At 44.2% G+C, this 14,869-nt stretch carries 12 protein-coding genes; 11 read left to right on the top strand and 1 reads right to left on the bottom strand.

Annotated features, from left to right (window positions below; all coding sequences use genetic code 11):
• The first annotated feature begins 642 nt into the window (after nt 1–642).
• Nucleotides 643–900: a CBU_0592 family membrane protein gene (locus tag M1L62_RS15515; RefSeq protein ID WP_254560514.1), complete on the top strand. Its 258-nt coding sequence runs from the start codon at nt 643–645 to the stop codon at nt 898–900.
• On the opposite strand, the gene M1L62_RS15510 is transcribed toward M1L62_RS15515, so the two are convergent.
• Nucleotides 886–1,500, bottom strand: a complete 615-nt coding sequence (locus M1L62_RS15510; protein ID WP_254560513.1) for a TetR family transcriptional regulator C-terminal domain-containing protein — start codon at nt 1,498–1,500, stop codon at nt 886–888. The two genes, M1L62_RS15515 and M1L62_RS15510, sit on opposite strands and share 15 nt — an antisense overlap.
• Nucleotides 1,501–1,711: 211 nt before the next feature.
• Here M1L62_RS15510 and M1L62_RS15505 point away from each other — a divergent pair, with 211 nt between their 5' ends.
• The 10 genes from M1L62_RS15505 to M1L62_RS15465 form a co-directional block, all read left to right on the top strand.
• Nucleotides 1,712–4,960: a SusC/RagA family TonB-linked outer membrane protein gene (locus M1L62_RS15505; protein WP_254560512.1), complete on the top strand. Its 3,249-nt coding sequence runs from the start codon at nt 1,712–1,714 to the stop codon at nt 4,958–4,960.
• A gap of 25 nt (nt 4,961–4,985) precedes the next feature.
• Nucleotides 4,986–6,797: a RagB/SusD family nutrient uptake outer membrane protein gene (locus M1L62_RS15500; protein ID WP_254560511.1), complete on the top strand. Its 1,812-nt coding sequence runs from the start codon at nt 4,986–4,988 to the stop codon at nt 6,795–6,797.
• A gap of 164 nt (nt 6,798–6,961) precedes the next feature.
• On the top strand, nt 6,962–8,209 hold the full coding sequence (locus tag M1L62_RS15495) for an alkaline phosphatase family protein (RefSeq protein WP_254560510.1): 1,248 nt from the start codon (nt 6,962–6,964) through the stop codon (nt 8,207–8,209).
• A gap of 298 nt (nt 8,210–8,507) precedes the next feature.
• Nucleotides 8,508–9,071 carry a type VI secretion system tube protein Hcp gene (locus tag M1L62_RS15490; protein WP_254560509.1) on the top strand — a complete coding sequence of 188 codons (564 nt, stop codon included), beginning with the start codon at nt 8,508–8,510 and terminating at the stop codon, nt 9,069–9,071.
• Nucleotides 9,072–9,101: 30 nt separating this feature from the next.
• Nucleotides 9,102–9,869 (top strand): T9SS type A sorting domain-containing protein, encoded by a 768-nt coding sequence (locus M1L62_RS15485; protein WP_254560508.1) that lies wholly within the window; start codon nt 9,102–9,104, stop codon nt 9,867–9,869.
• A gap of 257 nt (nt 9,870–10,126) precedes the next feature.
• Nucleotides 10,127–11,446 carry a serine hydrolase domain-containing protein gene (locus tag M1L62_RS15480; RefSeq protein ID WP_254560507.1) on the top strand — a complete coding sequence of 440 codons (1,320 nt, stop codon included), beginning with the start codon at nt 10,127–10,129 and terminating at the stop codon, nt 11,444–11,446.
• A 24-nt stretch (nt 11,447–11,470) separates the two neighbouring features.
• Nucleotides 11,471–11,995 carry a hypothetical protein gene (locus tag M1L62_RS15475; RefSeq protein WP_254560506.1) on the top strand — a complete coding sequence of 175 codons (525 nt, stop codon included), beginning with the start codon at nt 11,471–11,473 and terminating at the stop codon, nt 11,993–11,995.
• Between the two features lie 299 nt (nt 11,996–12,294).
• Nucleotides 12,295–14,031 (top strand): serine hydrolase domain-containing protein, encoded by a 1,737-nt coding sequence (locus M1L62_RS15470; RefSeq protein ID WP_254560505.1) that lies wholly within the window; start codon nt 12,295–12,297, stop codon nt 14,029–14,031.
• A gap of 376 nt (nt 14,032–14,407) precedes the next feature.
• The gene (locus M1L62_RS29720) at nt 14,408–14,593 is read left to right on the top strand and encodes a DUF2252 family protein (RefSeq protein ID WP_374760302.1); all 186 of its coding nucleotides are present in this window, start codon (nt 14,408–14,410) and stop codon (nt 14,591–14,593) included.
• Nucleotides 14,590–14,869: DUF2252 family protein (locus M1L62_RS15465; protein WP_254560504.1), on the top strand; the 280-nt coding region annotated here is incomplete at its 3' end. The genes M1L62_RS29720 and M1L62_RS15465, both read left to right, overlap by 4 nt.

Here is a 14,869-nt window from a genome sequence, read left to right as displayed (position 1 = left end):
CCTATTGTATAATTATTCGCTTCCATATTTTTATTTGCCGATACAAATAAAAAAGACACCAAATTGTCTATTAGCCAGCACATAAAACTTGGCATTTCAAAATCGGAACGCTCATATCAATAGGACAATTCATAACGCTATGGTATATTGTTTTATCCACATCACCGTTCAAGCTCTTATGTCAATAAAGAACCTCTGATATGATTGCAACATCTCATCGTAGCTTACCAAAACTGGCGATGCACCTGTGAAAAGCTGTTTTGTATACTAAATATAAAAACGCACTACAACAAACTAATTCCCAGGAAGACAGAAAGAATACAAAATATTAAGAATTATCATCTCCATTTTTTGAGACTGTCCCATGTCAGTCTTGCAGCAATAGCTTAGTTTTGCACTTCAAAAGGGTTGATTTCGTTTTCACAAATTACGTATATACACATGAGGTACAAAATAACAATAAGCCAAACCAAGGACAGTCATCGCTGCTTCGCACAACAATTTTTGCCAGAAATTCATAAAAACCACCCCCATGTTTCAAACAGCAGTTTTGAAGACTTATGCGACACAAATAAGATTCTATCCGCTCAGACACAAACCTTATTTCTCATTTAATTTAGCCGCAATATAATATCAGTGCTCATGGACAACAAAGTAATAGAATTCGCCGGTTGGCTTGGCGTTATATTTTACGTTTTCGCCTACTTGCTATTAAGCACCGGAATGCTGAAAGCAAACAGCTACCGGTTTCATTCACTTAACATCTTAGGAGCCATTGGCCTTATTATAAACTCCGCTTACTACGGAGATAAACCTAATCTGGTTGTCAATGTCATCTGGCTTATCATTGGAATTTTTGCAATTTACCGGCGCTACCTACACCTATCACTCAACAAGTGAAATTTCCGATATCCGGAGCATCGAGATTGCCTGCTGCTTATATTTATTTAGCCTTTCCTGATGTTCTTTCTTATTGGTAACAAGGCTCAAGTAAAAGTATGCTCCGTCGACCAATACAAAAATACTGTCTGCAATATGCTCAGCATCTTCCGCATCCACGAGGCCTTCAATTTGGCACTGACGGATATACTGGCTGAGCGTACTTCTGAGCGTATCCAAAAGCTTCTTGTACATGCCCCTGATCTCGGGTTCGCGGAACGTCAGTGAATAACAGCTATAAAACAAACCGTCATCAAACAACGTATTCCACTTTTTTGAAAAAATATTGTCGATGATCTCAAGCAAGGCTGCTTTCGAATCACGTGTTTTCTTTTCATTTACTTTATAGATCAGCTGATACTTGTCCAGAATATAATCGATCAACCCGATGGTGAGATCTTCCCTTGTCTGAAAGTAGTGAATAATCAGACTTGGATTAATGTCCATTTCCTTGGCAATTTTGGCAATGGATGTATTTTCCAGTCCCTCTTTTTTTGCCAGTTTATAAAAGACCTTTATAATTTCCTTCTGCCTTGTTTCTTTTAGACTTCTTCTTCCCATCGAGCGAGTGTAATAAAAATATATTTAAAGCAATATAAGAGATTCTCCACTAAAAAAACATAAAAAATTATTTACGTATACTTTGAATGAACATTCAATTAATCTATGTTTACAATTAGTTAATAATCCCTTAACAAACAATAATTTAAAATGGAGGAAATTTGAATTTCGTTTCAATTACCTGGTATCATCTTAAACCCAAAAAACAATTATGTCAGTAAAACTACCATTAACTGCATGGCAAAAATGCGTGCAAAATGCATTGTTTTTAGTCATCGGCTACGTGTTGACCGGCCTCTGCCAGGTCTACGGCCAGCCTATCGTTGTGAAAGGATCGGTCAGAGATCTGAAAAACAACGAAAATCTCCCCGGCGTGAGCATTTTACTCAAAGGAACTCAGCGAGGTGCCAACACAGACGCCAATGGGAATTTTGAAATGGCTGACGTCTCTTCCGACGCCGTACTGATCTTTTCCTACATTGGTTACAAGAAAACGGAGGTCGCTGTAAGCGGCAAGAGTACGCTGAATGTCTCGATGGAAGAGGATGCCAACAATCTGGAAGAGACCATCGTGATCGGTTTTGGCACGCAAAAGAAAATCAACATCGCCGGAGCCGTCGACCAGATTACGGGCAAGCAGCTCGAAGCCAGGCCCATTGCAAATGTGATGCAGGGTTTGCAGGGTGTCAGCCCGGGACTCAATATCACCTACGGTGGCGGGGCACCCGGAACGGTTCCTGAAATCAACGTCAGAGGGTATTCTTCCATCAACGGTGGATCACCGCTGATTGTAATCGACGGAATTCCTGCATCCGACGGATTTGATATGCTACGGCTTAACCCGGCCGATATCGCCTCATTTACAGTGTTAAGAGATGCAGCTTCGGCGGCTATTTATGGTGCACGTGCCGCTTTTGGTGTGATTTTGATTACCACCAAGCAAGGCGGCGAAGGGCGGCAGTCCATTAGCTACAACACGTATTTCTCCTGGGGTAAACCCACGGTGCTTCCCAAGCCGGTAACCGATCCGTACATCTTTTCCCGGGTACTGGAAACTTCAACGGATAACACCCCCTGGGATTATGTAAATTATTCGGACGAATATTATGCATGGGCTAAACAGCGGTCAGACGACCCTTCTTTGCCCAATACCCGTCTAGACCCCTCAGACCCAACCAAATGGGCCTACATGGGAAACAGCGACTGGTATGATTACTTCCTGAATAAATCGTCTTTTTCGCAAAAACATGGATTGTCTTTTTCCGGGGGAGCCAAAGTAAACAATATGCCGGTAGGTTATTATTTATCTGCGGATTACACCAAAGAGAACGGACTTAACAAGCTGGCACCAGACTACTGGGATCGCTACGGACTTAAAGCCAGACTTAACTTTTCTCCGCTTAAATGGCTGAAAGTCGATAACAACCTGTCTGTCTACCAGACAAAGAAGAAAAAACCGTTTGTAGGTATCACAGACCTGTACTATCTGAAACCCACCGATGTTGCGCAAAATCCGGATGGCTCCTGGGCAAATACTTCGGCCGGAAGGTTGGCAGCCCAGCTTGTTGACGGGGGAGATAACATGGAAAACATGTTTGGTTTGCAAAACATTATGAGTGGCGTAGGAACATTTTTGAATGGCGATCTCCAAGTAAATGCCGATGCCAGTTTCAAAAAAGAAATGTGGAGTTACTCGACTAATTCACGAAAATACAAGATTGGCTACGGACCGGATGATATCCGTGAGGAAGGCGGAAACGGAAGTGTCAGTGAAAGAAAGGGAGATATCAAAAACAACGTTATTAACCTGTACGCCAATTACAGAAAAGATTTTGGTGTGCATGCTGTGAGCCTTCTGGGAGGATACAATCAGGAAAGTTATTCGTTTAGCACGGTAACCGCGCAGCGCGACGTACTGGTTTCTTCATCACTGCCTTACATAGGCCTCACCACGGGCGAAGCAAAAATATCTTCTTTGTATGAAGCCTACGCGACCAGAAGCTTTTTCGGGCGAATCAACTATACCCTGCTTGACCGGTATATCCTTGAATTCAATGGCCGAAAGGACGGATCTTCACGTTTTCCAAAAGAACGCCGCTGGGGATTTTTCCCTTCGGTATCAGGAGCCTGGATTGCCAGTTCCGAAAAGTTCCTGAATTTCCTTACTCCAAGCGTTTCCACACTAAAACTCAGAGCTTCTTATGGTGATCTTGGAAATCAGAATGTAGGTTATTTTGATTATCTATACCGTCTGCCAACCGGTCTGTCAAGTACAATCATTGATGGTGTGCAGCGCCGGATTATTACCAGCTCGCCGTCACTTCAGATCGATCCTAATACCTACACGTGGGAGCGCGTGTCGACACTAAATTTTGGAGGAGACATCGGTATCTTAAAAAACAAAATCCTTATCACATACGATAATTACATCAGGAATACCACCGGAATGCTTACTGCCGGCCAGGAATTACCGGGTGTACTGGGAACATCCGTGCCCAAGCAAAACGCTGCCGATCTGAGAACAAAAGGCTGGGAACTCTCGGTTGCTTACAACGACTCCTATAATGTCGGAGCCAAACCTTTGTCTTTTCAGACCAAGTTGATCCTCTCAGATTCACGTTCCAAAATAACAAAGTTTAAAAACGAACAGCAGCTTTTCTCTACCTACCGTCAGGGACAGGACCTGGGTGAAATCTGGGGACTGGAAAGTGACGGATTCTTTAAAAATGAAAAGGAAATTGCCGAACTGAATCAAAAGGCTATTATCCCCTGGGGAGCCTTGGATATTATCCCCGGCTGGCCTAAATACAAGGATCTGAACGGTGACGGCAAAATTGAAAAAGGTCTGTCATCGAAAGACCCCAAAGACTTAAAAGTGATCGGAAATTCGACCCAGCGATACAGAATCGGATTAAATCTGAGTGCCGACTGGAATGGCTTTGATGCATCAATATTCATGCAGGGGGTTTTAAAAGGCGATTATTACCCAAGACATTATCTTTTCTGGGGGCCTTATCAACAGCCTTATGCGAATGTATACCCCTGGCACCTTGATCACTACCGTGCAACGGCCGACTCGGACGCCGACCGGGCGAAGCACTCTGCTTCTTACATTGCCGCCGGACTTGCTGATGCCAATCTGAATCCACAATATCCGGTGATGCAATCCTGGCTTGCCGATGCCAATGAAGGAAATGGACTGGATATTCCGCAAACCAAGTATCTTCTTAGCGGGGCCTATCTGCGTGTGAAGAACGTCACCATAGGATACACCCTACCTGCCTCTTTGATGAAACGGATTAATGTGCAACGGTTCAGGTTCTATGTAACGGGTGAGAATATTTTTGAATTTTCAAAAATCAAAAAATTCATTGACCCGGAGGCTGTCAACCAAGGTTATGCCGCCTGGGCCTACCCTTTCCAAAGAAAGATGGCTGTTGGCCTGAACATTGAATTCTGATTTATTAACGCTATCAAGAACAATCATGAAAAATTATAAATACATCCTGGTCCCGTTTTTGCTGATCCTGGGACTTTCAGCTTGCGAAAAACTCGACCGTTTTCCTCAAACCGAGATCTCGCCTGAGCTGTTCTTTAACACTGAAGGAGATTTGTCACTGTATGTTAACGGACTTACCCAGTTGCCCAATGGCAGTTCCTATTTCCCGGACCGGAATACATACCTTAATGACCAAAATACAGACAACGCAGCCACAACCGGCGCAGTTGAGATGAAAACCATCATGACGGGAACTCCCAATGCGCAAAATATAACAGGCGGATGGGACTGGTCGAGGTTGCGAAATGTAAATTATTTTTTAGAAAATTATCACAAAGCAACTGTCTCCGCCGAAATTAAGAACCACTACGCGGGGCTTGCCAGATACTACCGGGCAGATTTTTATATGTCAAAGATCAAAAGATACTCCAACGTCCCCTGGTTTTCAGGCACGCTGGATCCGGGCGATCAGGATCTGTACAAAACGCAGGACAACCGCGCAGTTGTTATCGACAGCGTGATGGCAGATCTGGAATTTGCAGCCAATAATGTCCGTGAGAAGGTACCAACGGGAACGCCCGGTAAATGGGCAGCCAAGATGCTTTATGCGAAAACGGCACTCTATGAAGGAACGTATAGAAAATATCATGCAGAGCTGAACCTGCAAAACACCGCGGCTGCGTATCTCCAAAAAGCGGCTGATATCGCAGCAGAAATTAGATCGTCGGGTAAATTCTCCGTTTACAATACCGGAAAAGCGGCGTTGGACTATGGGACACTTTTCTCAAGCCAGGATCTGCTTAGCAATCCGGAAGTGATATATGTCAACATTTATGACCAGAGCAAAAACAAAAATCAAAATGTCAACACCGTTGTTTTTGGAGAGTATGAACAGTCGCCTTCTCGTGATCTGGTCCAGACCTATCTGATGAAAGATGGCAGCCGGTTTACTGATGTTTCCGGTTATCAGCAGTTTGGCTATGTGAAAGAATTTGAAAACCGTGATCCGCGGCTCTCTCAAACCTTTGCTTATCCCGGCTGGGTAAGGCAGCCCGAAACGCTTCCTTATGTGCAGCGTCTGAACAAGAATTTTACAGGTTACCATCAGTTGAAAGGTTATGTAAATACTGCGGACCAAACGATTATCAATGGGGTTGATTTCCCGGTGTACCGGTATGCTGAGGCTCTGCTGATCTATGCAGAGGCACTTGCAGAACTGGGTACGCTCACCCAGGCAAATCTGGATCAATCACTGAATCTTTTAAGAAAGCGTGCAGGTATGCCCGACCTGAATCTTGCAGAAGCCAATGCAAATCCTGATGCGGTTCTCAAACAGAAGTATCCCAACCTTTCGGGCCCGAACACAGGGGTTATCCTGGAAATAAGGCGTGAAAGGCGCGTTGAACTTGCATTTGAGAATTCAAGGTTTGATGATATGATGAGATGGCAAGCGGGAAAACTGCTGACCAACATTCCCGAAGGTATGTATTTTCCCGGATTGGGCAAATATGACATGACCGGAGATGGTATAGAGGATATCATTCTGATCGATAAAAACACCTCCATTCCCGCTGAGGCCCAGAAGTTGAAAAACTCCCTGGGGATCACACTGATTTACTACAAAGCAGGTGCGTTTGGCGAAGACGTGACAGTCTATTTAAAAAATGGATTGGCCGGTGGCACACTAGTTACTGAAACGGCAGCCCGAAAATTTGAGGAGCCGAAATATTATTATCGGCCTGTCCCTCAGCAGCAGATACTTCTTAACCCTGCGCTAAAACAGATTTTTGGTTGGTAAACTGCAATGAACGGGAGCGATGGCTCCCGTTCATCAAAACATATTGTCAGCAACAGCGCTCAGATCATTCAGCAGTGCTGACGGTATTTGAGATAAACTAACAGAAAATCTGTACTACCTGAACAGTATCCTAAACCTATTTTTAACATAGAACCAATTGAAAAATGTTTAAAAAAGTATTATTTCTCTTCGCGTTGATCATTACTAACCACCATGGATATGGACAAATCAGGCAAAAAAAGGCGCTGTTCGTCATAGTTGACGGTATTTCGGGTGACGTAATCGAAAAAATAGCTAAACCCAACCTGGACATTATCTCAAAGGCCGGGGGATTCACCCGTGCCCATGTAGGGGGACAAAAAGGAAGTTATTCGCAGACGCCCACAATCTCGGCTGTCGGTTATAATAGCTTGCTTACCGGAACCTGGGTCAACAAGCACAATGTGTGGGACAATGACATTAAGGATCCCAACTACCAGTACTGGACAATATTCCGTTTTTTTAAAGAGCAATACCCGCATAAAAGAAGTGCTGTCTTTTCCACCTGGCTGGACAACCGCACCAGATTGATTGGTGACGGCCTGCCACAAACCGACAGATTACGCATCGATTACCCTTTCGATGGTTTTGAGCTTGACACCATTCATTTCCCTCATGACAAACAAAGTGAATACATTCACCGGATTGATGAAAAGGTTGTCGACGAAGCTGCTTCCTATATCCGTACCGACAGCCCGGACCTATCGTGGGTCTATCTTGAATACACCGACGACATGGGTCATAAGTATGGAGACAGCGAACAATTTCACAAGGCCATCGGGATGATGGATGATCAGATGGGACGCCTTTATAAAGCCATTGAGTACAGGCAGAAGAACTTCCAGGAAGATTGGCTGATTGTGGTCACAACGGACCATGGTCGTGACCCGAAAACCGGCAGAGGGCATGGCTCACAGTCAGACCGGGAACGCGATACCTGGATTGTTACGAACGCAAAAGATCTGAACACTCACTTTAAGGGAAAAGAAGGATCATTTACGCCGGGCATAGTCGATATTATGCCTACGATTACCCGGCATTTGGATGTTAACATTCCGAAAGAACAGGCCTTTGAGGTGGATGGTGTTTCACTAACAGGAAAAATTTCAATTGACCGACCTGAATTAAAAAAAGAAGGAAATAAAATTAATGTCTCATGGCATGCAGTTACCAAAGACGAGACAGTGAAGATCTGGATATCGACCACCAATCATTTTGAAACGGGTGGAAGAGACAACTATTTCTTAATGGCCGAGATACCTGTGAAAAATCAGCAGTGTGAACTGGATGTTTCAAAGCTTCCTTCCGGCTTTTTTAAAGTTGTCATTGAAGGCAAGCACAACAGCGTAAACCGGTGGGTTGTTGAAAAATAGTAAAAAAAGCACGCGCGAAATCGCGCGTGCACACTGTCACATATCCAATATCCGCCATGCGACAGCCGCTCACATATTTTGGTAATGAAGCAAATCGCTCCATTACCATGACGTATACACAATAAAGTTCCATCAAGTTACTCATACAAACCGAGATTCTCTTTCCGTTTGGGTTTAGTTTTCCTGGAATTTACATGCCTGTAAAAGAACAGGAATGGAGTTGGATAACTTCAAATAGCCAATAGGTTTTCTGTGTATAAAATTTTACTTTTATCGGAAAATTTAACCCAAACTATTGATGAAAAACCTCTATTTACTTTTGATCGTGTTTTGTCTGGCTGCCAGCAACGTTTTTGCGCAGGACATTTTTCTTAAGGCAGACAATATTACGGACGGTGCCGGGCCTTCCGGAACTTATTTAAATTATTCAGTGATTTCGAGCCGGCAATTCGGAGTTACTGCCGAATCTTCCTGGTTAAAAGGTGGTGGCGCTTCCGTTGGCAAAGCCCAATTTAACCAAATAGTGATAACCAAAGGCGTGGATGTGGCCTCCAACAAACTCCTGCCACTTATCGCGCAGGGAAAATCGATACCCAATATGGAGATAGTCAGCACAGCAGATAATAACGGACAGACTCAGGTTGTCAATAAAATTGAACTTAAGGGCGTATATATTACCAAGATCACATCGAGTACAGTTGAAGGTTGTACCGACGGCTGCCCGGGAATCGCCGAAAGCTATGAAATGGTTTACAAGGCTATAAGGATCACAACCTATTCTCAGGACAGAAAGACAGGAAAATGGACAGCAAATCCTACACAATTTGCTTGGGATGTTGCCAGCATGGATGATAGCTTCTGATAACTGATCAATAAAATCGCATTAAAAATTATGAGATTTATTCTTTATTGTTCGGTCTGTCTGATATCCTGTGCGGGGGTAAAGGCACAAAATACGTATGTGTCGAAAATACAGGAAAAGGCAAATCAACTTGTAGCGCAGACCAATGGGAATTATTATCCGGAACGAATGGTAAAATCCCTTTTTGCGAGCCTGGATCCTTGCGTCAATAACCTGTGCAGGTCATCGACATTGCCGGTAACACTTGTGAGATTCGAAGGAAAGCGCGTCGATGAAGAAAACGTTGAATTGTTTTGGGAAACCAGCGAAGAGTCAAACAACGATTATTTTGAGGTCGAAAGAACGCTGAATCCGACCCTGGGATACACGACGATAGGCAAACTTTCGGGTGCGGGTTCAACTTCGTCAACAAAAAAATACCGGATAAACGATACAAATTCGTTCACAGATTATACGTATTACAGACTTAAACAGGTGGATTTTGACGAGACATTCACATACAGTTCCATTGTGGGTATAAAACCGGCGGTTTTTCCCTTATCGGTGATTACTTTTCCAAATCCCGGACAAGGCAAAAGTCTGGCGTTTAAAATACAGGGACTAAAAGTCTCCGAACAAGCTTCAATCGCAATTTATGATGCAAAGGGAGTAAGGATTTACGCAGATAACAAGGTTCAGTTAATTTTGGAAGAACAAGTTATCAGGCCATCCATCCCTAATGTTTCACCCGGAAAGTATACCATTAAAATCAAAACCAATGGTCGGCAGGCGGTAAACTCTTTCGTTGTTTCTCCCTGAACGCAAATGTTGTGATCTTGAATACATGCAAAGGGGACTTGAACTAAAAAATTCAAGTCCCCTTTCACGTTTTGATATTTAAGTTGCTTCTTCTTGGCAGATCCGCTCCTTTCGACCGGTCAAACAATGTTAACAAGTTTTTTACATTTTACTTTGTATTTCAAAGTACTTTTTATTTACTTTGAAATACAAAGTATTCAGAAAAGGGAAACGCATTTAAATGCTTTATTGTCACGATGAAAATAAAAAAACTAATCATGATTGTTCTCGCACTGAGCTTATCAGCTGCCGGGTACACCCAAACACCTGACAAGGCTAAACTGGATCAATTTTTTGACCGACTTGCCGAAAAAAACAAAGCCATGGGAAGCCTTATCATTGCCAGGAATGGCAACGTTCTTTATACGCGTTCTATCGGCTACGGCCAGATCAACGGCGCTGATAAGAACCCGTTGAACGCGACGAGCAGATACCGGATTGGTTCGATCACAAAAATGTTCACCGCCGCGATGATTCTGCAACTTGTCGAGGAAGGAAAATTAAAGTTGACCGACACGCTCGACAGGTTCTTCACGCAAGTCCCAAACGCCGGGAAAATTACGATCGTGCAATTACTCTGGCATCGCAGCGGTATCCCTAACATAAAGCGCGAGCAGGGCTCTCAAAGAGATGTGAAAACGATTCCGGTCACGAAAGCCGAAATACTCGCCATGATCGTCAAAGCCAAGCCTGATTTCGAGCCTGACACAAAACATTCTTACAGCAACTCCGGCTATCAGCTTTTAGGTCTTATTCTTGAAAAGGTAACCGGCAAGACTTATGAGGAAGCCCTCAAGGAAAGGATCACCTCAAAGGTTGGGCTTCCGGATACGTACGTAGCGACTGGAAATATTGACGTGAGCAAAAATGAAGCCCTTACCTATATGAACTTCGGTGACGGATGGAAACCCGTGCCCGAAACCCATCCAAGCATCCTCTTCAGCGCGGGCGCGATTGTGTCAACACCAAACGACATGGCCAAATTCATCCAGGCTCTGTTCGACGGAAAGATCGTGTCAAAGGAGAGTCTCGATCAGATGAAAACGATAAGGGACGGCGAGGGGTCAGGAATGGAGCCCTTCACATTCGCCGGTAAAACCTTCTATGGGCATACGGGTGGTGCGGACAACTACGGAGCGTGGCTGGCTTACCTGCCGGAAGAAAAACTGGCCATCGCCTACACAACGAACGCGAAGGTTTACCCGGTAGCCAATATCATGCGCGGTGTTGTCGACATTTATTACAACAAACCGTTTACGATTCCCACTCTGGAATCGATCGCAGTCAGCCCGGAAGTGCTGGATAAATACGTCGGAGTTTATTCGAGCCCCGAAGCACCCGTGAAATTTACGATCACCAGAGATGGTTCAACACTTTTATTTCAACCACCGGGCGAAAAATCCGCCGTCCCTCTGGAAGCAACAGCAGAGAATAAATTTCAAATTGAAGGTGCAGTTATCATTGATTTCGACGTCGCAAAAAAACAGATGACAATAAAACGACGTGGCGGAGAGAAAGTTTTCACCAAAGAACCATAACAAAACTCTAATCCTATGCAAAACATGAAAATAAAACTGACAGAGAGGACTATCGTCATCACACTTATAGTGCTTACCCCCTTCCTTCTGACGCTTCTTGCCACCTGGCAATGGAGGCCCGCCGCCTTTTTTCTTGTCATTATCCTGCTGTTGGCTGGTGCCGGTTTCATCTATGAATTCGTGACGAAGAAAAAATTGAGCAATAAGTCATACCGATCCGCCGTCGGAGTGGCACTTGCGGCAGTATTAATCCTCATTTGGATGAATGTTGCCGTTGGCGGTATCCTTGGTGACAACCCGGCGAATATGATGTATTTTGGGGTACTCCTCGTCGGATGCACCGGCGCTATCCTCGCACGCTTAGAGCCGCGGGCTATGTCACAAGCACTGTTTGCTACGGCGTTCGCCATGGCTATAGTTCCTGTAATTGCGATGATCATCGGAACGCCCGCTTTTACCAACGGTTTGGTGGCAGTATTTGGTTTACATGCATTTTTTGCCATGCTGTTCATCGGATCAGCGTTATTGTTCCGGCGTGCAGCGCGATAGCAAAACGAACAGTACTTAAATCGAAAAATTGCAAACATTCAGTAATGGAATCCGAACCGAACGGATAGATAAATAGCTTGAAGGATACAATTGGTTGGCAATAGATAAAATAGTACTTCATTGAGTACGTACGGCCACAGTTATTGGAACTTTCGATTGTATGGATGTCTTTAACAAAACGGAAAATAACACCGCGTCGTAAAATTTAACAAATCGGCAATCCGCGTAAACATTCCATAGAATTTGCTGAGCTAAGTTCCTATATTTGAAATAAATGAACATTTCAATTTACAACAGCCATGAAAAAAAATCAGCCCATTCTGCTTCTGTCTTTTTTACTTCTGATTGCTAACGTTCACGCGGACGATCTGGACAATTTCATCCGGAGCCAGATGCAAAAACGGCACATTCCCGGTTTGTCTTTGGCCATCATCCAGGACGGAAAAATATTGAAAGCTCAATCCTATGGATTTATTGACAAGGACAGCAAGGTGCCAGTAACAACCAACACTTTATTTCAGGCCGGTTCCATCAGCAAATCTGTTGCTGCCTTGGGCGCTCTGTATTTGGTTGACCAGGGAAAACTTTCTCTGGATGAAAATGTAAATGAAAAGCTAAAAAGTTGGCAGGTCCCCGAAAATGACTTCACAAAGGATAAAAAAGTAACACTGCGCGGAATACTGAGCCATACCACAGGACTTACCGTACATGGTTTTCCGGGATATGAAGCAGGTAGCAGGATACCATCTGCAATCCAGATTCTCGATGGATCGACGCCAGCCAACACGCCACCGGTACGTGTGGATTTTGTACCAGGCTCCCGCTGGCGTTATTCGGGTGGAGGTTACACTGTAATGCAGCAACTTATGGTAGACGTTACCGGCACTGCCTTCCCCGCATTCATGCAGAAAAATGTTCTTTCACCACTAAAAATGAACGAAAGTACTTATCAGCAACCTTTACCGGCCGATCAGGCAAAACTGACAGCAACCGGTCACAACAACAATCGTAACCTGGTCAAAGGCCGATGGCACATCTACCCCGAAATGGCAGCAGCAGGATTGTGGACCACACCGTCTGATCTGGCGCGGTTCGCGATCAGTATTCAGGATGGTTTTGCAGGAAAACAGGGCAGTGTTCTGTCCCAGTCTATGACCCGCGAAATGCTCACTGATCAGAAAAACAGGGATGGGCTTGGTGTTTTTTTGCAGGGAGATAACAAGACTCCACGCTTTGGGCACAATGGCAGGGATGAAGGGTTTGATGCGCTAATGATTGCCAGTGTCGACAAAGGCCAGGGTATTGTTATCATGATCAATGCAAATGATAACTCGCACATGATGGGCAGGATCGTCGACGCTGTCGCCGACTTTTATCACTGGGACGGATTTCCGGTCCATAAACCCAAACGAACCGCAGTCCCTGCCAATGCCAAAACCTTAACCGCTTTCGAAGGCAGATACGAATTGGCAAATAACCGGATGATAACTTTCCAGGCGGAAAACAACCGGCTTTTTACTCTGGAAGATGGTTTTAGTGACGAAGAATTCGTACCGGTAACCCTCACCGAGTTTGCATCCGCCGACCGGAATGTTTCGCTCACATTCACTCCTGATACAGATGGCAATGTGATCAGCCTTTCTTATAAGGACGACAACAACGAACGAAAAATTCCACGCATTGGTCCACTTTTCAATACACTAAAAACCAGTACTGATCCTGACCCGGCGCGCACGCCCAAAATTATGGTGGCCTTACAGGCGATGATAAAAGGCAGTAAAATACTCGAGGAAGCACCCGGCATCACAGCAGGAGCTAAACGGGATTTCTCAAATGGAGTGCATGAACCCGACAGTCTGAAATCGATCACCTTTGTTCATTCTGAAAATGTCGCAGGCCGGGGAATTCAACGCCATGACCACAACGTTGCGGAGATAGTTACCTATCGGTTAAAGTCCAGCCAGCCTGACGCCTATATTCTGGTTCACCTGACTTCCGACGGTCTGGTTACGGATTTCGACATCGTCCAAAAATAAAGCGGTGCAGATTTCGACTTTACTTTATTCCCCAAACATGAGCATCGGAATCAACCCACTTCCAACAGTAACTTTTTCATAATATTGTTTTTAGAGGGAAAAGTCTCCAGCGATCTCCTTCTTGGATAACCGTTCAATGGACAAAAGACTAAATATGGGTTGAGTTCAATAGCAAAATAATAATTGGGCTGCTGCTGAAAATTAAATGCTTAGCAGCCCAATTATTTTTATCACTTCCAATCTGACAAGCCTCAGTTGTTGGGACTGCGGGATATCCAGAAGCCAGGTAATAATATACCGATTCGAAAATATTTTGTGCCAAAATCGCTATCTTATCAAAAAATGTAATGTGTATGTTGCCTTCCGCTAACAAATCATGAAAACCATTACTTCAAGAATATATCAATATAACAAAGGAAGAGATCCTTTTTTCCTAAAACTCAAGTATAAGGCAATGCAGGAAAGTCCTTTCCGATTTTTCAGGGGCAGCTGCCATTTGTTTTATGAAGATTTCGCCCGCGACAGGCCTTGGGATGACCCGACCAAAGTGNACAAATCATGAAAACCATTACTTCAAGAGTATATCAATATAACAAAGGAAGAGATCCTTTTTTCCTAAAACTCAAGTATAAGGCAATGCAGGAAAGTCCTTTCCGATTTTTCAGGGGCAGCTGCCATTTGTTTTATGAAGATTTCGCCTGCAACAGGCCTTGGGATGACCCGACCAAAGTGTGGATTTGCGGTGATCTACATCTTGAAAACTATGGAAGTTACAAGGCGGGAAACGGTCAGGTTTATTTTGATGTGGTAGATTTCGATGAAGCAGTTCTTGCTCCGG

Source organism: Dyadobacter diqingensis, assembly GCF_024220585.1.
GTDB classification, from domain to species: Bacteria; Bacteroidota; Bacteroidia; order Cytophagales; family Spirosomataceae; genus Dyadobacter; species Dyadobacter diqingensis.
This window is presented reverse-complemented; position numbering and strand designations above follow the sequence as displayed.

Bases quoted from the DNA above. Each gene is read 5' to 3' on its own strand.
- M1L62_RS15470 (WP_254560505.1), top strand. From the start codon at position 12,295: ATGAAAAAAAATCAGCCCATTCTGCTTCTGTCTTTTTTACTTCTGATT.
- M1L62_RS15515 (WP_254560514.1), top strand. From the start codon at position 643: ATGGACAACAAAGTAATAGAATTCGCCGGTTGGCTTGGCGTTATATTT.
- M1L62_RS15485 (WP_254560508.1), top strand. From the start codon at position 9,102: ATGAGATTTATTCTTTATTGTTCGGTCTGTCTGATATCCTGTGCGGGG.
- M1L62_RS15505 (WP_254560512.1), top strand. From the start codon at position 1,712: ATGTCAGTAAAACTACCATTAACTGCATGGCAAAAATGCGTGCAAAAT.
- M1L62_RS15475 (WP_254560506.1), top strand. From the start codon at position 11,471: ATGAAAATAAAACTGACAGAGAGGACTATCGTCATCACACTTATAGTG.
- M1L62_RS15490 (WP_254560509.1), top strand. From the start codon at position 8,508: ATGAAAAACCTCTATTTACTTTTGATCGTGTTTTGTCTGGCTGCCAGC.
- M1L62_RS15500 (WP_254560511.1), top strand. From the start codon at position 4,986: ATGAAAAATTATAAATACATCCTGGTCCCGTTTTTGCTGATCCTGGGA.
- M1L62_RS15510 (WP_254560513.1), bottom strand. From the start codon at position 1,500: ATGGGAAGAAGAAGTCTAAAAGAAACAAGGCAGAAGGAAATTATAAAG.
- M1L62_RS15495 (WP_254560510.1), top strand. From the start codon at position 6,962: ATGTTTAAAAAAGTATTATTTCTCTTCGCGTTGATCATTACTAACCAC.
- M1L62_RS15480 (WP_254560507.1), top strand. From the start codon at position 10,127: ATGATTGTTCTCGCACTGAGCTTATCAGCTGCCGGGTACACCCAAACA.